Source organism: uncultured Intestinibacter sp. (genome assembly GCF_902468165.1).
Taxonomy (GTDB): Bacteria; Bacillota; Clostridia; order Peptostreptococcales; family Peptostreptococcaceae; genus Intestinibacter.
The window spans coordinates 1-18,845 of the sequence record NZ_CABQXJ010000003.1; the positions used below are offsets into that span (position 1 = coordinate 1).

Annotated in this window: 15 protein-coding genes and 1 riboswitch; of the genes, 9 read left to right on the top strand and 6 right to left on the bottom strand. The window is 30.2% G+C overall.

The window, feature by feature from the left end; genetic code table 11:
- Positions 1-94: 94 nt before the first annotated feature.
- The 4 genes from dapD to RDX53_RS00910 form a co-directional block, all read right to left on the bottom strand.
- Positions 95-802 carry a 2,3,4,5-tetrahydropyridine-2,6-dicarboxylate N-acetyltransferase gene (dapD, locus tag RDX53_RS00895; protein WP_295575860.1) on the bottom strand — a complete coding sequence of 236 codons (708 nt, stop codon included), beginning with the start codon at positions 800-802 and terminating at the stop codon, positions 95-97.
- A 90-nt stretch (positions 803-892) separates the two neighbouring features.
- The gene (gene dapB / locus RDX53_RS00900; protein WP_295575863.1) at positions 893-1,639 is read right to left on the bottom strand and encodes a 4-hydroxy-tetrahydrodipicolinate reductase; all 747 of its coding nucleotides are present in this window, start codon (positions 1,637-1,639) and stop codon (positions 893-895) included.
- Positions 1,640-1,725: 86 nt separating this feature from the next.
- The gene (gene dapA / locus RDX53_RS00905; protein ID WP_307993524.1) at positions 1,726-2,637 is read right to left on the bottom strand and encodes a 4-hydroxy-tetrahydrodipicolinate synthase; all 912 of its coding nucleotides are present in this window, start codon (positions 2,635-2,637) and stop codon (positions 1,726-1,728) included.
- Positions 2,638-2,770: 133 nt separating this feature from the next.
- Positions 2,771-3,775: an aspartate-semialdehyde dehydrogenase gene (locus RDX53_RS00910; RefSeq protein WP_195929190.1), complete on the bottom strand. Its 1,005-nt coding sequence runs from the start codon at positions 3,773-3,775 to the stop codon at positions 2,771-2,773.
- Positions 3,776-3,947: 172 nt separating this feature from the next.
- Positions 3,948-4,116: riboswitch (Lysine riboswitch) on the bottom strand.
- Between the two features lie 496 nt (positions 4,117-4,612).
- On the opposite strand from RDX53_RS00910, the gene RDX53_RS00915 reads away from it, so the two are divergent.
- The 3 genes from RDX53_RS00915 to RDX53_RS00925 all read left to right on the top strand — a co-directional run bounded on the left by RDX53_RS00915 (position 4,613) and on the right by RDX53_RS00925 (position 10,787).
- Positions 4,613-5,830 carry an L-serine ammonia-lyase, iron-sulfur-dependent, subunit alpha gene (locus RDX53_RS00915; protein ID WP_195929192.1) on the top strand — a complete coding sequence of 406 codons (1,218 nt, stop codon included), beginning with the start codon at positions 4,613-4,615 and terminating at the stop codon, positions 5,828-5,830.
- A gap of 424 nt (positions 5,831-6,254) precedes the next feature.
- Positions 6,255-9,317, top strand: a complete 3,063-nt coding sequence (locus RDX53_RS00920) for a two-component regulator propeller domain-containing protein (RefSeq protein WP_295575873.1) — start codon at positions 6,255-6,257, stop codon at positions 9,315-9,317.
- Between the two features lie 351 nt (positions 9,318-9,668).
- The gene (locus RDX53_RS00925; RefSeq protein WP_195929196.1) at positions 9,669-10,787 is read left to right on the top strand and encodes an amidohydrolase; all 1,119 of its coding nucleotides are present in this window, start codon (positions 9,669-9,671) and stop codon (positions 10,785-10,787) included.
- A gap of 249 nt (positions 10,788-11,036) precedes the next feature.
- On the opposite strand, the gene RDX53_RS00930 is transcribed toward RDX53_RS00925, so the two are convergent.
- Positions 11,037-11,225 (bottom strand): hypothetical protein, encoded by a 189-nt coding sequence (locus RDX53_RS00930; RefSeq protein ID WP_307993525.1) that lies wholly within the window; start codon positions 11,223-11,225, stop codon positions 11,037-11,039.
- 328 nt (positions 11,226-11,553) lie between these two features.
- Here RDX53_RS00930 and RDX53_RS00935 point away from each other — a divergent pair, with 328 nt between their 5' ends.
- The 5 genes from RDX53_RS00935 (at position 11,554) to hslO (ending at position 15,841) form a co-directional block, all read left to right on the top strand.
- Positions 11,554-12,426, top strand: a complete 873-nt coding sequence (locus tag RDX53_RS00935) for an N-acetylmuramoyl-L-alanine amidase (protein ID WP_195929200.1) — start codon at positions 11,554-11,556, stop codon at positions 12,424-12,426.
- Positions 12,427-12,698: 272 nt separating this feature from the next.
- Entirely contained in the window at positions 12,699-13,670 is a 972-nt protein-coding gene (locus RDX53_RS00940) for a bile acid:sodium symporter family protein (protein WP_195929202.1), read from the top strand.
- Positions 13,671-13,928: 258 nt separating this feature from the next.
- The gene (locus RDX53_RS14100) at positions 13,929-14,108 is read left to right on the top strand and encodes a small, acid-soluble spore protein, alpha/beta type (RefSeq protein ID WP_243269531.1); all 180 of its coding nucleotides are present in this window, start codon (positions 13,929-13,931) and stop codon (positions 14,106-14,108) included.
- Complete coding sequence (locus tag RDX53_RS00950) at positions 14,095-14,841, top strand: class I SAM-dependent methyltransferase (protein ID WP_195929204.1); 747 nt, start codon at positions 14,095-14,097, stop codon at positions 14,839-14,841. The genes RDX53_RS14100 and RDX53_RS00950 overlap by 14 nt, the downstream gene beginning before the upstream one ends.
- A 58-nt stretch (positions 14,842-14,899) precedes the next feature.
- Positions 14,900-15,841, top strand: coding sequence for an Hsp33 family molecular chaperone HslO (gene hslO, locus RDX53_RS00955; RefSeq protein WP_195929206.1), 942 nt, complete (start codon positions 14,900-14,902; stop codon positions 15,839-15,841).
- Between the two features lie 184 nt (positions 15,842-16,025).
- On the opposite strand, the gene RDX53_RS00960 is transcribed toward hslO, so the two are convergent.
- Entirely contained in the window at positions 16,026-17,039 is a 1,014-nt protein-coding gene (locus tag RDX53_RS00960; protein WP_243269526.1) for a hypothetical protein, read from the bottom strand.
- A 537-nt stretch (positions 17,040-17,576) separates the two neighbouring features.
- Here RDX53_RS00960 and RDX53_RS00965 point away from each other — a divergent pair.
- A complete protein-coding gene (locus tag RDX53_RS00965; protein ID WP_195929210.1) occupies positions 17,577-18,752 on the top strand; it encodes a M20 family metallopeptidase in 1,176 nt (391 codons plus the stop codon).
- The last annotated feature ends 93 nt before the right edge of the window (positions 18,753-18,845 follow it).

Sequence of the window (18,845 nt, forward strand, 5' to 3'; positions counted from 1 at the left end):
TATAAAAATAAATAGAAGTATAATAGAAAATATATAAGGACATAAAAAATAGAGTGGAGAAGATATCCACTCTATTTTTATATTTTATTATTAATTATCCTCTTAAATCATCCATTAATTGAGTTTTACCAGCAGTTTTTTCGTCTTTCATTTTAACTACTTTTGCTGGTGAACCTGCAACAACAGCACCTGGTTCAACGTCTTTTGTAACTACTGAACCAGCAGCTACGACTGCACCTTTACCGATTCTTACGCCTTCTAGGATTACACAGTTAGCGCCGATAACAACGTCATCTTCAACTATAACTGGAGTTGCTGAAGGTGGTTCAAGAACACCTGCAACAACTGAGCAAGCGCCTAGGTGTACATTTTTACCTAATATTCCTCTAGCGCCGACAACAGCGTTCATATCTACCATAGTACCTTCGCCTATAACAGCGCCTATATTTATAACAGCACCCATCATTACGACAGCATTTTTTTCTATTGTAACCATGTCTCTTATTATAGCGCCTGGCTCGATTCTGGCATCGATATTTAACATATCTATCATTGGAATGGCAGAATTTCTAGCTGTATTTTCAACATACATATCTGTTATTTGAGCTTTTATAGGAGCGATAGCATCCATTATAGTTTTGTAGTCCCCTATTAAAGTATATTCTCCGTTGTTTCCGAAAACTTTGAAGTTTTCAGATTTTGCTATCTCAGCAGTAGTAGAAACATAAATTTTAACTGGTGTTTGTTTTTCTGCGTCTTTTATATATTTTGCAATTGCATAAGCATCGTTTAAATCTAACATTTCAATCTCCTTAAAATTTTATATTATTCTTAGTGTAAGTATAGGTTAAATATATTTACATTTATATTAATTAATATATTAATATAAATTTTAGCCTAACATATCGTCCATATTATAGAAACCAGGTTGTTGATTTACTAAGTATTTTGCTGCAGCTATAGCGCCTTCAGCAAATACATTTTTAGAACGAGCTGAGTGATTTATTTCTAATATTTCGTCGTTTCCAGCAAAGATAGCGCTATGTTCACCGACTATAGTTCCACCTCTTACAGCATGTATTCCGACTTCGTTTTGTTGTCTTTTTCCTGTACGACCATGTCTGCCATAAATAAATTCAGATTGTTCTCTTATTTCCTTAACAGCATTTGCAATCATTACAGCAGTACCGCTAGGAGAGTCTACTTTTTTGTTGTGATGTTTTTCTATTATTTCTATATCAAAGTTGTTTAAATTTTTGGCAGCTTCTTTTACTAATTTAAGTAAGATACTTACTCCAAGTGACATATTGAATGATAAGAAGACAGGAATTTGTTTAGAAGCTTGATGGATTTTTTCCATTTCCTCATCATTGTATCCAGTAGTTGCAAGAACTACAGGAGTTTTTGTTTTTAGACAATAATCTAATATATCATCTAGTGCAAGTGGGTTAGAGAAGTCTATAACCACATCTGCATCTTCTTTTACTTCGGCAAAACTTGAGTAAGTGTTAAATTGATTATTAACATCATGGTGTTTTGGACTAACACCGGCAACAAGTTGAAGTTCTTCATCATCTAATACGCATTTTGTCAATACTTGACCCATTGTTCCGCTGTATCCGTTTATTATAACTTTCAATGTTATACCCCCTAATTAAGTTTGATTTATTTCAAGGAAGAATAATAAATTATTTATATTCTTCCCTGTCAAAATTAAGCTTCGATCTATTTTACTCCAAGTTCAGCAGTTTGTTTAACATCAAGACCAGCATTTATTAATTCTTGTTTTAATACTTCTAAGTTTTTCGGATTCATTTCACCAAGTGGTAATCTTAAGTGACCAACTTCAAATCCTAATAAGTTTAATGCTGTTTTAACTGGAACTGGATTTACTTCTATAAATAAAGCATCAATAAGAGCTTTTAAATCTAATTGTATTTTGCAAGAACCTTTAACATCACCGTCTAAGAATTTTGCAACTAAATCATGAGTTTGTTGTGGACAAACATTTGCTAAAACAGATATAACTCCGCTACCACCTAATGATAATAATGGAGTGATAGAGTCGTCATTTCCAGAATAGATTGCAAAATCATCTGGAACTAATCTAGCAACTTCAGCAACTTGAGCTATATCACCGCTAGCTTCTTTTATAGCAACTATGTTTTCACATTCGTTAGCAAGTTCAGCAACTAAATCTGGAGCAATATTAACTCCTGTTCTAGAAGGAACGTTGTATAAAATTATTGGTAAATCAACAGCATCAGCTATTGCTTTGAAGTGAGCTTTAAGACCAGTTCTATTAGCTTTGTTATAATATGGTGTGATTATTAATAAAGCATCAGCTCCCATATCTTGAGCACCTTTTGCTAAACTAAGAGAATGTCTAGTATCGTTTGTACTAGCACCAGCGATAACTGGTATTCTTTTATTTACTGTATCGACGATACATTTAATAACATCTAGTTGTTCTTCATCAGTCATAGTACTAGCTTCACCAGTAGTACCAGTAGCAACTATGGCATCTGTTCCGTTAGCAATGTGGTATTCAACTAACTCTTTAATTTTTTCAAAATTTGGTGTGTTATCTTTATTAAATGGTGTAACTAATGCAACTGCAGAACCTGTAAATATCATATATATCTCCCCTTTTTATATCATAATCATTTTTAAAAATTATTTTATTAATACTAATTAAGTTTTGTTTACTAAGTTGTGAAACTGTTAAACATTTATTTTATTGAGTTTATAAATAAGTTATTTTGTCAGATTAAACTAAATCATTTTTTACTAATAATTCAGCTATTTGTACTGCATTTGTAGCAGCCCCTTTTCTTATATTGTCAGCAACTACCCATAAGTTGATACCATTATCAACACTAAAGTCTCTTCTTATTCTACCAACAAAAACTTCATCATGTCCTTCAGCATCTACAGCAAGAGGGTATTCATCTTTAGCTGGATTATCAACTAATACAACACCTTCAGCGTTTTTGATTGCTTCAACAACATCTTCAAGCTCAAAAGGTTTATTAAATTCAACGTTGATTGATTCACTGTGAGCACCTCTAACAGGAACTCTAACAGTAGTAGCAGTAACTTTTATGCTATCATCATTAAATATTTTTTTAGTTTCATTTATCATTTTCATTTCTTCTTTTGTATAACCATTATCCATAAATACATCTATATGTGGTAAACAGTTATACGCTATTGGATGAGGATAGAATTGATTTGGTTTTCCAGCAATTCCGTCTTCTAAATCCTTAACACCTCTAACTCCTGAACCAGAAACAGCTTGATAAGTAGAGAATACAATTCTTTTTAAACCGTATTTTTCATATAAAGGTTTTAGTGGAACCATAGCTTGTATAGTAGAGCAGTTAGGATTAGCTATTATACCTTTTTTTATTTCTTTTATAGCTTCTGGGTTAACTTCTGGTACTATAAGTGGAACGTCTGGATCCATTCTCCATTGAGCTGAGTTATCTACAACTATTATGCCTTTTGATGCAACTATTGGAGCAAATTTTTCACTAGTAGCTCCACCAGCAGAGAATAATGCTATTTGAATATTTTTTCCATCAAAAGCAGTTTCAGTTAATTCTTCAACTGTGTAATCTTTTCCTGCAAAAGTTATTGTTGAACCAGCAGATTTTTTAGAAGAGAAAAAATATATATTTTCTATTGGAAATTGTCTTTCTTCAAGAACTTTTAAGAAAGTTCTCCCTACCATACCAGTAGCACCAACTACTGCTACATTAACTTTTTTCATTTTATATCACCTCATATAATTTATTGTATTTTGTATCTAATCATGATTACTTCCCAAATAGAGATATAAAAGTAAGGGGAGGGTATATATATAAATGGATACTGCAAAAGTAGATTTTGATATTAAAAAACGCACAAAGGAATACTTTGTACGTTGCTAACACAAATCAAAGTAAACCTGTAGCCCCCCACTTAGATAAGTGACAGTCTCATGTATCTTATACATGACCCCAGCATATACCTTCGCCAAGATATAAACTTCGGCAAATCATCCTTTCAGTAATTATCTACACTTGCCAGCTACTATTACTTACTGATAATCATTGCGCCTCTACTTAGGTTAGTTAATTGTTTTTGATTTTTAATAAGTTGTTATGAATTAATGTTATTACAAAATTATGGAAAAATCAACCGAATTGTTATAAAAAGTTAAAAAATTTAAAAAATAATGAAAAGTGTGGCGGAAAACATTTTTTTGGGTTAAAATAATAAAGTAAAAAGTATATTTAGGTTTAAAAAAATTACCATTACTGTAAAATAATAGAAATTAACAATAAGTATATGATTTATTTAAAGAAATATGTATAATGTTATGCGTAAGGATTTTTATCAAGCAGAAAAAGTAGGCATTTATTAATATAAATGCTTAAAAAATTTCTTCTAAAAGCTTTAGCATAAAAATATGCCTTAGGAAAATGTTTGGAATAATGATTTTCTGATATATGATTAATTTATTAAAAATGACAAACAATAATTATCATATACAACTATTATTATCAGATATTATTAAAAGTTTAACATACAAAAATAATTAATTTTTTATTAGGAGGAAAATTTAATGGAATCATTAAAAGAGCTTTATAAAATAGGTCCTGGACCATCAAGTTCACACACTATGGGACCACAAAGAGCAGCAAGAATATTCAACGAAAAAAACCCTAATGCAGCAAGCTTCAGAGCGCACTTATACGGAAGTTTAGCAGCTACAGGAAAAGGTCACTTAACTGACTATATAATAATAAAAACTTTAGAGCCTAAACATGTAGAAATAGTATGGCAACCAGAAGTAGTAAAAGAATTCCATACTAACGGAATGAAATTAGAAGCTTTAGATAAAGACGGAAATGTAGAAGATGAATGGACTGTATTCTCAATCGGTGGAGGTTCTTTAGCTGAAGAAGGTAAAAGAGGACATTCTTCTGCAAGTGTTTACCCACACGACAACATAGAAGACATTATAGAATGGTGTAGAGAAAACCACAAAAACTTCGTTGACTACGTAAAAGAATTCGACGATGAAGATATAATGGATTACTTAAGACAAATAAGAATAACTATGAGACAATCATTAAACGATGGTTTAAAAGCTACAGATGTTATTCCAGGAAAATTAAAATTAGCTAGAAGAGCTAGAACTTTCTTCAGACAATATAAAGTTAACAAACAACTTTCTTCAATGATATATGCATACGCTTTAGCTGTATCTGAGCAAAATGCATCAGGATTTGAAATAGTTACTGCTCCAACTTGTGGATCTGCAGGTGTATTACCAGCTGTATTATTCACAATGCAAGATTTCTATGGATTCGATGATGAAGCTGTAGAAGAAGGTCTTGCTGTAGCAGGTTTAATAGGTATAGCTGTTAAGAAAAATGCATCAGTTTCAGGTGCAGAAGTAGGATGTCAAGGTGAAGTTGGTGTTGCATGTGCAATGGCAGCAGCAGCGGCAGCATTCATGAAAGGTGCAGCTCTTAGAAAAATAGAATACGCTGCAGAAATAGGTTTAGAGCATCACTTAGGTATGACTTGTGACCCAGCTTACGGATATGTTCAAATACCATGTATAGAAAGAAATGCAATGGGAGCACAAAGAGCGTTAGATGCTGCTAACTATGCATTATTATCTGATGGTGTTCACCACGTTAAATTCGACCAAATAGTTAAAATAATGGACGAAACTGGTAGAGACATGATGGATAAATACAAAGAAACAGCTCAAGGTGGAATCGCTTTATTATACGAAGAAAGCGGAGAATTCGACGATAACGAAGCATAATAAAAAATTAATAATAAATATATAAAGAAACTACATCTAGATATTTTATCTAGGTGTAGTTTTTTTATTTGAGCAACGGACGAAGTCGTTGGCGATATGAACACAGTGAATTTTAAGCAACGGAATCTTCGATTCGTTGGCGCATGAGCGAAGCAAATCTTATACATAAATCCTTCTAAGAAAATATTACCTTCCTTAAAAATAAAATTCTACTTGGTATAATATATTAAATTAATATATACTAAAGTAGCACAAAACTATAAAAGGCAAATTTTATAATTTATTATAAAGTACTTAAAAAAGGTGGGCTATGATAAAAAATAAATATATAAAAAAGATATTAGTGATGGCGTGTATATTTTCTTGTATTAATATTAGTACGAGTTACGCGAATATAAGTGAAAATTATAATTTTAAAAATATTATGAGTGAAGATGGTTTATCTCAATCTACTGTAGAAACTATATATCAAGATAGTAAAGGATATATATGGATAGGTACTAATGATGGTCTTGATAGATATAATGGCTATGAGTTTAAACAATATAAATATAATAAAAATGATAAAAACTCAATAGCTAATAATTATATTGTTGATATTATGGAAGATAAAGACGGGTATATATGGATATCAACTATAAATGGACTTAGTAGAATAGATACAGATAATGATGAGATAAAGAATTATTCATCTGATAAAAATAATGGAAATTTATCTGATGAAAATTTATGGCAGATAATTTATACTTCAGAAGATAAATTTTTAGTTTCAAGTGTAAATGGACTTAATTTATATAACCAAGAGAAAGATAGTTTTGATAGAGTTTTATCTGATGAAGATGAACTTCCAAGTCAGTTTATATATTCTCTAAAAGAAGATTCTAATGGCCATATATGGGTCGGTACTGACAAAGGTTTAGTTGAATTAGATAAAAATTTAAAATTAGTAAATTCTTATCAAGATTCGATTGGAGAAAGTGAAATATATAACTTGTATGAAGACTTAAATAAGAATCTATGGGTTTGTACTGTAGATAAAGGTTTATTTAGAATAAATTTAAATGATAAAAGTATAAAGAATTATAAAAGTAGTGAAAGTAAGTTTTCTCTACCAAGTAACACTGTAAGAGATGTAATAAATAATTCAAAGAATGAGCTTTGGATTGGAACAGATAAAGGCCTTTGTTTATTTAATTATGAAACAGAGGAATTCGTAAGATATAGTAAAAAGGCGTACGAAAGCAATACTTTAGTAGATAACTCAATATTTTGTTTATTCAAAGATAGAAGTGGTCTTATATGGGTGGGGACATATAGGGGAATATCTGCATTTAATCCTAATACTAAATTCCAACATTACAAGTCTGACAAAGAAGACAGTAATAGCATAAGTGGAGATGTAATTCAAGGGATATACAAAGATGATGATAATTTAGTATGGATGGGAACGAGTGAAGATGGTATAAATATCATGAATGGGAAAGCAGTTGAGTATTTAAATACAGGAAATAGTAAATTATGTAGTAATGCAATACAAGATATAACAGGATATAAAGAAAAAATATTTATAGGAACAAATGACGGTTTATCCGTTTTAGATAAAAGTAGTGAAAATTATACTATAACAAATTATACAGAAAAAGATGGATTGCCATCAAATAAAATAAGATCTTTGTTTGTAGATTCTAAAGGACAGTTGTGGATAGGAACTAATAAGGGCTTGGCATTGTATTCAGATAACGAGCTTAGAGATATTACATATATTTTTGATGAAATGGGAGTATCAGATAAATTTATTAGAGCTGTTTATGAAGATTCAAAGGGAAATTATTATATCGGTTGCTTTCTAGAGGGAGGGTTAATAAAAATTAATCCAAAGGCTAAATCATATAAAATATATAAACATATTGAAAATGACGAAAATAGTATAAGTAATGACTGTATAAGATTTATAACTGAAGACCTAAAGGGAAACATATTAGTTGGAACAAGCTATGGACTAAATATTCTTAATTCTAATACAGATACATTTAGAAGTTATACTGAAAAAGATGGTCTTATAAATAATACTGTATATGGAATATTAGTTGATGATAAAAACAACATATGGATGAGTACAAATGGTGGAGTATCAAGACTTTGTGCTGAAGAAGGTATATTTGAGAACTTTACTATAACAGATGGACTTCAATCTAATGAGTTTAATGGAAGATCTTGTTTTAAAGCTAGTACTGACAATATGTACTTTGGTGGTATAAATGGATTTAATGTTTTTAATCCTAATAAAATACATATATCTAAATTTAAACCTAATATTATAGTTGATAATTTTGAAGTAAATGGATTAAATAAAAAAGATATATCAAATACTAAATTTAAATATAATGAAAATAATATAAAAATAAGCTATTTTACAGATGATTATGTAAATACAAAGACAACTCAATATTATTATAAATTAGATGGAGATGAAAAAGAGTGGAGTACAACCAAAAATAATTCAATTATATTTGCCAATTTAAGTCCTGGAGATTATACATTGAGAATAAAAGCTAAGAGCCAACATGGAGTAATAGGAGAAGAAACTGTAATTAAGTTTACTATTAAATATCCGTTTTGGAAAAGTAAATACGCAATATGCTTATATTTACTATCAATAATAATTTTGATACTTATAAATAAATATAAAGTAAGAAAGTTAGATAGATTGATAAATGAAAAAACTAATGATTTAAAATTAAAAATGGACGAAAATGAATTATTATTCAAAAAGGTACTAACACTAGAACAAAATAAAAATAATTACTTTATCAACTTATCTCATGAGCTTAGAACACCGTTAAATGTATTAAATGGTATTAATCAATTAATAAAAGATTTTTGCAATAAAGATGTATTTATAACTCCTAAAAAGCTATCTTATTATATGGATATAATGGAGAGAAATACTTCTAGATTATTAAATTTAATTAACAATATAATCGACAATACAAAAATTGAAAATAATAGCTACATACTGACTAAAGAAAAAACAAATATAGTTTATCTAGTAGAAGAAAACGTTATGGATATGAAAGACTATATAGAAGAAAAGGGTCTTGAATTAATTTTTGATACAGATATAGAAGAAAAGATTATTTCATGTGATAAAACAGAAATAGAAAGATGTATCATAAACTTAGTTGGAAATGCTGCTAAATTTACTCCAAAAGGTGGATTAATCCAAGTTATAGTAAGTGATTTAGGTGATAAAGTTAAAATATCGGTAAAAGATAATGGTATAGGTATTAGTGAAGAAAATAAAAAATTAATATTTAATAGATTTAACCAAGTTGTAGAAAATAACTCTGAAGTTAAGGGAGGGAGTGGTTTAGGACTTACAATATCTAAACAACTTATATCACTTCATGGAGGAGATATATATGTAGAAAGTGAAGTTGGAGTAGGGAGCGAATTTATAATAATACTTCCTGTAGAAAATGACTAAATACAATAAATTACAACTTATAAAATTTAATATTTATCACATTATAAAAATTAATCTAAAGAGATGTTAAATAAAAGTAACATCTCTTTTTTATATCTTCGTTGGCGTTATGAACGCAGTGAATTTTAAGCAACGGACGAAGTCGTTGGCGTTATGAACGTAGTGAATTTTTATATATTATGAAAAAGAGATTATGAGCATAAATAATTGGACAATTTATTAAAATTGTATATAATAAAATTATCTAAAAATTAAAACTATTAAATTATACATAATTGTAATTATAAAAATATATAAATTTAGGGAGAGATTTAGTAGTTAAAATATAAAGTTAAATTAGGGGGAAATTAAATGAAAGACATATCATATATAGATAAAATAGTAAAACAACATAGAACAAATCTACACAAATTAGCAGAACTTTCTCATGAAGAATTCAATACAGCTAAATATATAAGAGATTATTTAGACAAACTAGGTATACGATATGAAACTCCTTTAGAAACAGCAACAGTAGGAATAATTAAGGGGAATAATCCTAAAAAAACTATAGCTTTTAGAGCAGATATTGATGCACTTCCAACAGAAAACGGCGCTCAACATCTATGTGGTCATGATGGACATATGAGTATTCTTTTAGGATTTTTGGAATATATAATGGACAACAAAGAAAACTTAAATGATAATATAGTTTTTGTATTCCAACCAGCAGAAGAAGACACAGGTGGAGCAGAGCCACTAATGAAAGTGGGCATATTTAAAAAGTACAATGTAGATGAGGTATATGGTCTTCATATTCATCCAGATTTTCCAGAAGGGTATATAGGATGCAAAGCTGGGTACTTAATGGCACAAAATGGTGAGATAGATGTTGAAATAATCGGAAAAAGTGGTCATGGAGCTATTCCGCAAAATACAATAGACGGAATAGTTATAGGGGCTAATTTTGTTACTTCTGTCCAAAGTATTGTTTCGAGAAATCTAAATCCTATGGAAGGTGCTGTTCTTACATTTGGAAAAATGGCAGCAGGTTCTATAAGAAATATAATTGCAGAGAATGTCAAGTTAGAAGGAACAATGAGATGTTTTAATCCAGAAATTTATGACACAATGAAGAAAAGACTTTTTGAATTTGCAAAAGGATTTGAAATAGCATATAACTGTAAAGTAAATGTAAAAATAGAAGATGGATATATTGCAGTAAATAATGATGAAAATCTATTTAATGAATTTGTGGAGGCAGTTGGAAAAGAAAAAATAACAAAAACTGAACCTCTTATGATTTCAGAAGACTTCTCTTATTATCAAAGAGAAGTGCCAGGGCTTTTCTTTATGCAAGGAGCCAGAAATGAAGAGAAGGGATTTGTTAATGGTCTACATAGTTTAAGATTCGACTTTAACGAAGATATTATGTTAGATGCTATAAAAACTTATGTGAAACTACTTAAATTTAAAGGTTCAATAGAATAAATTATTATAGGTTAAACTTATTTTCTATAAAATTAAATATAGATTTATAATAAAAATCAGTTTACACCGTTTAGATGTAAACTGATTTTTTAAATTCTAAGGAAATTATATATTATCTGGTTTGTGGATAATATATAATTTCCAAACTATTCACTAAAGCAACGGAATCTTCGATTCGTTGGCGCTATGAGCGAAGCGAATTTTAAGCAACGGACGAAGTCGTTGGCGCTATGAGCGAAGCGAATTTTTTTATCTAATGTCAAATAATAATCCTGCTTTATAATCGTCGTCGCTTATATCTGTTATTGAATCGACATTTCTTAGAATCATGTCCTTATGATCATCACTCATTGGAATACCTTCTTCCTCTAATGATTGAATAAATTCTAAGTTTTTGATTAATCTTTCTACTGATTCGTTAAGTTTATCAAAATCCATGGCAGTATACCTCCTGTATTTGTTTGAAATTTAATTCCTCACTCCACCCAAATTCAGGATACAACGATGTTTTTGATTTATAATTGAATTTCATCATTGATTCCTCCGTATATATTATTTTCGAAGTCCCTCAACCAAGTTTGAAAAGCAATTTTGTTTCTATTATTATTATAGAGTTTAAATCGTAGAAATAAAAGGGAAAAAACAAAAAAACATTGGAATCACTAATAGAATCGTAAAATGCTCTTTAATAAAATTGATTAAAAAACTTTTAACATTTATAATTATATGTAACAGGGGAAATTTTTATGATTATAAGGAGGGAAAAATGAGAAAAAAATCATTAATACTATTAGGGATACTTATTATATCAATGATAAGTTTTGGTTGTTCAAACTCCAACCAATCAAGTGACAATGAAGTTATATCAAATCAAAATAATTCATCGCAACAGTCTTTACAAAATAATCAAGAAAATTCAGCGGGGAATAATTCACAAGATAATAACAACTCACAAAGTAATCCACAACAAAGTCAAATAACTGATAATGATAATTCACAAAATAAAACTGGACAATATGTAATTTGTATAGACCCAGGTCATCAAGCAAAGGGAGATATGAGCCAAGAGCCAGTAGGACCAGGTTCATCTGAAACTAAGTTTAAGGTGTCATGGGGTACACAAGGTGTATCTACAAATATTCCAGAATATGAATTGACATTAAGTGCATCAAAAATTTTAAAAAGCTATTTAGAACAAATGGGATTTAAGGTAATAATGACTAGGGAAACTAACGACGTAAATATTACAAATTCAGAAAGAGCAACTTTTGCAAATGAAAATAATGCAGATTTAGTAATTAGAATTCATGCTGATGGTTCAGAAGACCAATCTGTAAGTGGGGCATCACTTCATATTCCAGCACAAAACGGTCAATATACGAGCAAGATTTATCCAAAGAGCAACGAATGTGCAGAGATTATGATGGCTAGCATGAGACAAGCTGGATTTAAAGTGAATAATATATACCAAAGAAGTGATTTAACAGGATTTAACTGGTCGGAAGTACCGGCTGTGCTAGTTGAAATGGGATATATGTCTAATCCAGAAGAAGATCAAAAAATGTCACAGACATCTTATCAAGAAAAGATGATGAAGAGTATAGCTGAGGCAACACAAAAATATTTCAATCAAAATTAATCGAAAAAATACCATAACAGACCTTTTTTATATAAAAAAACATATAGTTTTTTACGAAGAATGAAAATTTTCAGTTTTTTCATAAATTTCTCTAAAATACCTTGACATCATATGACAAAAGTATTAGTATTATGTAATACTTGAACAAGGAAAATATTACCTCATAATGTTTTTAGCTTGGGGGAGCTTAAGACAAAGGTAGATATTCTTTATCAGGGGAATCAAAATCGGGGATATTTTGATTATATATATTTAAAAAGGGGGAATAAACAATGAAAACATTAGAAAAAATAAGCGACTTTGTAGGAAAGTATATGGCAATTATAGTATTAGTTATAGCTGCAATGGCGCTATTTGTACCTACTTCATTATCATGGGTTAAGACATCTTGGGTAAATTACTTATTAATGGTGGTTATGTTTGGTATGGGGCTTACGATAAAACCAGATGACTTTGTAATAGTATTTAAACAACCTAAAAATGTTATCATAGGATGCTTATCACAATTTACAATAATGCCGTTATTAGCATTTGTATTGGGGAAATTATTTAAAATAGACGACGCATTATTAGTAGGTTTAGTATTAGTTGGTACATGCCCAGGGGGAACATCTTCTAATGTAATGAGTTTCTTAGCACAAGGAGACGTAGCATTATCTGTTGGAATGACTAGCGTTTCAACAATACTAGCACCAATATTAACACCAGCAATAACATATTTATTATTAAGAACAACTGTAGATATAGATGCATTTAGTATGTTTTTCTCAATAATACAAGTTGTTATAGTACCAATAGGTCTTGGATTTATAGTTAACAAATTATTCTACAAATTTACTTCAAATGTAAAAAAGGTACTTCCATTAATATCAGTTACAGCTATAGTAATGATAGTTGCAGCAGTTGTATCAGCAAACTCAGCAAAAATACTTACAACAGGATTAGTAGTATTTGCAGTAGTTATACTACACAACTGTGGAGGATATGCACTTGGTTACACAATAGCTAAGATGTTAGGATTAAATTTAAGTCAAAGAAAAACTATAGCTATAGAAGTTGGAATGCAAAACTCAGGTCTTGCATCAAGTTTAGCGACGACAGCTTTTCCAAATTTAGCAATGGCAACAGTACCAGGGGCAATCTTCAGTGTATGGCATAATATATCGGGGGCAATAATAGCGAGTATATTTTCTAAGATGAAAGATGATGAAACACAATCAAGTAATCGAGAAAGTGTAAGCTAAGATTCGGAATTATAATAGGAAAATTTAAGTGAGATATTTTTTATATAAGATGGCTTTTATCGATTTAGAAGTCATCTTATTTTTATGAATTTATGTATAAAAGGCTTTAATATGGCAATACTCCTAAATATAGAAGGAGTGTTAAATATGGAAAATAAAAAAACTAATACGCAATTAAGCGCTGAATTAATATATAAATGTGAGAAAACTAAAAAAAATAGCAGCAAGAAAGATAAACCATTGACAGACAATGATATAATGAAATATGAGATAGCATCAGAATTAGGATTAATCGACAAAGTAAGCGAAAGAGGCTGGGCAGGCCTTACTGCAAAAGAAGCAGGTAAAATTGGCGGAATGCTTACAGCCCGCAAGAAAAAACTAAAAAAACAAGAAGAAGAAAACAAGGGGAACGATAGCGAGGATGGATCAGTATAGAGATTTTGCATTCGTCTATGATGAACTTATGGACGATGTTGATTATGATGGTTGGGTAAACTATATAGAACAAATAATTAAAAACGAAAATGCAGAAGTAAAAAACATCTTGGAGTTAGCTTGTGGAACTGGTAATATAACAATACCACTAGCTAAGAAAAACTACGATATAGCAGGTATAGATATTTCTGACGAAATGCTTAACGTAGCAAGAAGTAAAGGTGAAAAACAAGGTATAGATTTAGTTTTACTAGAACAAGATATAGCAGAACTTGATTTCGATGTTACAAATTTAGATTGTGTTTTATGCGCTTGCGATGGATTTAATTATATAACTTACGACGAAGATTTAATGAATGTATTTTCTAAAACATATGAACTACTAAAACAAGAAGGTATATTTATTTTTGACATCAGCTCATTCTACAAATTATCTACAGTATTAGGAGATAATATGTACGGAGAAAACAGAGATGGTGTATCATATATGTGGCAAAACTACTTCGATGATGAACAAAACTTAGTTGAGATGGAATTAACATTTTTTGTTGCAGACGAAGATGGAAAATATGACAAACACGAAGAAAGACATTTACAAAGAGCTTACACAGAAGAGGAAATCCTAGATATGCTTGAAGAAGCAGGTTTTTCTGATGTTAAGGTTTATGGAGATTTTACTTTTGAACAACCTGAAGAAGATTGTGAAAGAGTATTTTTCGTATGCAGAAAATAATATTATGCTTATAATAACTAAGTATGGGCAAATTTTAGATAATTAATGGAGGAATACAATGAAAGATTACGTAATAAAAGCTACAAGTGGAAATGGTGAAATAAGAGCTTATGTTGGTAACACTAGAGAAATGGTTGAACAAGCTAGAATAAACCACAATACAACAAAAGTAGCAACAGCAGCATTAGGAAGAACATTAACTGCAACTAGCATGATGGGTCTTATGATGAAAAATGAAAAAGACGAATTAACTGTAATAATCAAAGGTGGCGGACCAATAGGAACTATACTTGCAACTTCTGATGCAAAAGGTATGGTTCGTGGATATGTTCAAAACCCAGATGTACAAGTTGAAAACTATCCAAATGGTAAATTAAACGTAGCAGGTGCTGTAGGAACAGATGGATACGTTCAAGTAATAAAAGACTTAGGATTAAAAGAACCTTATATAGGATCTTATCCATTAGTAAGTGGAGAAATAGCAGAAGACTTCACACATTACTTTGCATTATCAGAACAAACTCCTTCAGTAGTTTCACTAGGTGTTTTAACTAGAAATATGGAAGTTGAAAGAAAAATAACTAAAGAAGATGGTTCAGAAGAAATAGTAGCATGTAGAGAATTCGACGTTGAACAAGCTGGTGGATTTATAGTACAATTAATGCCATTTGCTAGCGAAGAAACTATTGCTCAATTAGAAAACAACATAAAAGATATACCATCTATAACAACTTTATTAAAAGCTGGAAATAAACCAGAAGACATAGTAGAAATGGTACTTAAAGATTTAGAACCAAAAATACTAGATGTATGTGAAGTTGGATTTGAATGTAACTGTTCAAAAGAAAGAACAGGAAAAGTTCTTCAATCAATAGGAGAAAAAGAACTTCAAGCTATAATAGATGAAGATAAAAAAGCAGAAGTAACTTGTCATTTCTGTAACAACAAATATAACTTTACAGAAGAAGAATTAGTTAACCTTTTAAACGATATAAAATAATAAATTTAAAAGATATGTAGAATAAATATTCACATAAACATAACTGTATAAAAATGAAAAGGAGTATATAAAATAGATAAAATTTTCTACTTTATATACTCCTTTTTCGTATAACAATGGTTAAGTTGATATTTATTAGAGTATAAAAAATAAATGCCAACTTAACCATTGTTATAAATCAAGATTAAATATGGAAATTTAATTCATATACTTTTGTTGGTCGCCCCTTAATATTGCTAGTTTGGGTACAAGTGATTTTTGCATAACCACCTTTTTCTAAATTTTTAAGTATACGGTTTGCATTTCTTACTGTACTTTTTAGATGGGACGATAAATCTTGAGTTGTTACCATATTTGAATTGGTAAGTTTTAAAATGCTTATGATTCTTTTTATTGTAACAGCTGACAGATTACTGTTCTTAGCTATTTTCCCAATATCATAAATTGCATGATTTTCAATAACCATACACGCTTTTGAATTTAGTGGTCCAATAAGGTTGCCCTTTTCAGTAAATATAAAGCTTTTTCCTGATAATAATGCCTCCCTGCGTGCAGTATGTGAATTTTTAATTGCCATGTCTAAGTTAAGTCCTATCCCATAACCAATTGATACTTCAAAATCTAGATGTTCATTTAAATAGACACTTAAATTACAATTTTGCTCATTATTTGTAATTTGATGTAAATTATCTACAGTAATAAGAGCGCAACAATCAGCACTATTTTTGTATGTTGTACTATTTATCATATTAGAGCGTAAAAAATTCTTTGTATGTTCCATGATTAACTCTATATTTTCATCTGTATTTAAACTATTATCAGAAGCTGAGATACTAATCATTACAGGTAGGTTTTCACGCATATGGTCTAAAGACATAAGTGACATAAATCTTTTGACTAAATTTTCAAGAAAAACTGGTGTTTCTATTGCATATTCATAAGGGATATTATGCTCTTGCAAAATCGGTACAATATTACCATATTGGCATAAAACTATATCTATTGCATTCATATTCCATAGTCTTAGAATTTCATTTACAATTTGAGTTTCTAATTTTTTTATACTATCTTTACTTAAGTTTTTACTCCAAATATCAATAGGATACTGTTGATAATCTGAATCCATTAAACTTAAATAATCATTAGCTGTAATTCCAACTTCTAGCGGAATCATAAAATCCAAGATAACTCTATTCATATTTAAGTCCCGATTTCGTAGAAGTAAATTTAAAATTGAGCGATATACTCCCGTAGAATCTATTTCAAAAGAAATGATGGGACGTTTTATTTCATGATCTACCATCTCAAGAACAGCTTTTGCAGCAGAACTGCTAACTATAAAGCCATCAGTACAAGCGGCGTACTGGTCATAGACTTTATGTATTTTTTCAATACTATCAAAAGCTACAACTTTGATATTGCAATCTAAGTCTAACTTTGAAAACATATTTTCTAAATGAGAATGGAGAAAATGACTCGTAATAACTACAATATTTGTGTTCATTTTTTATTCACCTCTAGCAATTATATTATCAAAAAGCATTTTATAAATCAATGTAAATATTCCAAAAGGGAAATGTTTGTTAAAAAAATACATAAATGTATAATAACAAAGCAGAATTATTTGACAAATGGAACAAATATTGATATATTATTATTAAGAAAGTATTCCATATATATTCTATAAATATAGAAAATACTTCAAAAAATATTCCGTAAAAGGAGAACAAAGGTTATGAATTATTATAACAGAGCAAAAGAATTAGCAGAAGAAACGGTTGCACATCGTCGTTATATCCATACAAATGCTGAAGCGGGATTAGATCTTCCTAAAACTAAAGCATATGTTATGGAACAATTAAGAGCGTGTGGTATAGATGCTCAAGATTGTGGATATGGTGTAACAGCTACTCTTGGAAAAGGCGGCAAAGTATTATTATTACGTGCTGATATGGACGCACTTCCAATGGCAGAAGAAAGTGGAGAAGAGTTTGCATGCCCAACAGGCAAAACTGCACACACTTGCGGACATGACTTCCATGCAGCTATGTTACTTACAGCAGCTAAGATGTTAAAAGAAAATGAAGATGCTCTAGAAGGAACAGTAAAATTAATGTTCCAACCGGCAGAAGAAACATTTGAAGGTAGCAAAAACATGATCGAAAATGGTATATTACAAAACCCACCAGTAGATGCAGCGCTTGCATACCATGTATCAACAGGGCAAATGCCAGTTGGTCTATATATGTACAATAACAAAGATACAATGATGTATTCTGTAGATGGTTTTAAAATCACGCTAACAGGAAAGGGTTCGCATGGGGCTTATCCTCATGCAGGTATAGATCCAATAAATATTGGTGTACATGTACATCTTGCATTACAAGAATTAATAGCAAGAGAAAGTGACCCAACACATTCTTGTGTATTAACAGTAGGTAAATTCCATGCAGGAACAGTAGGTAACATAATACCAGAAACTGCAGTACTTGAAGGAACTATACGTACTAACAAACCAGAAGCAAGAGAATTACTTGTTCGTAGAATGAAAGAAGTTGCAGAAAGTGTTGCAGCTGTTTATGGAGGAAGTGCAAAAGTAGAAATGCTTTCAGAAGTACCACCACTAATCTGTAATCCAGCTCTTACTGATGAATTCGTAGGATACATGGAAGAGATAGGTATACCAGGACTTACAGGATACCCAGGAATATCAGCTAGTGCATCTGAAGACTTCGCTGTTATAGCAGAGAAAGTACCAAGTACATTCATGTATTTATCAGCAGGATTCTTAGATGAAAGAGGTATAGCTCCAGCACATAATCCAAAAGTAAGATTCAATGAAGATGTATGTCCAATAGGATCTTCTTGTTTAGCTCATTGTGCAACACAATGGTTAAAAAACAATAAATAATAAATATGATAAAAATTTATTACATATCGTGAAAACGATAAATTTAGAACGTGAAAACGGTAAATTAAAAAAGAAAATAAAAATTATTTTTAA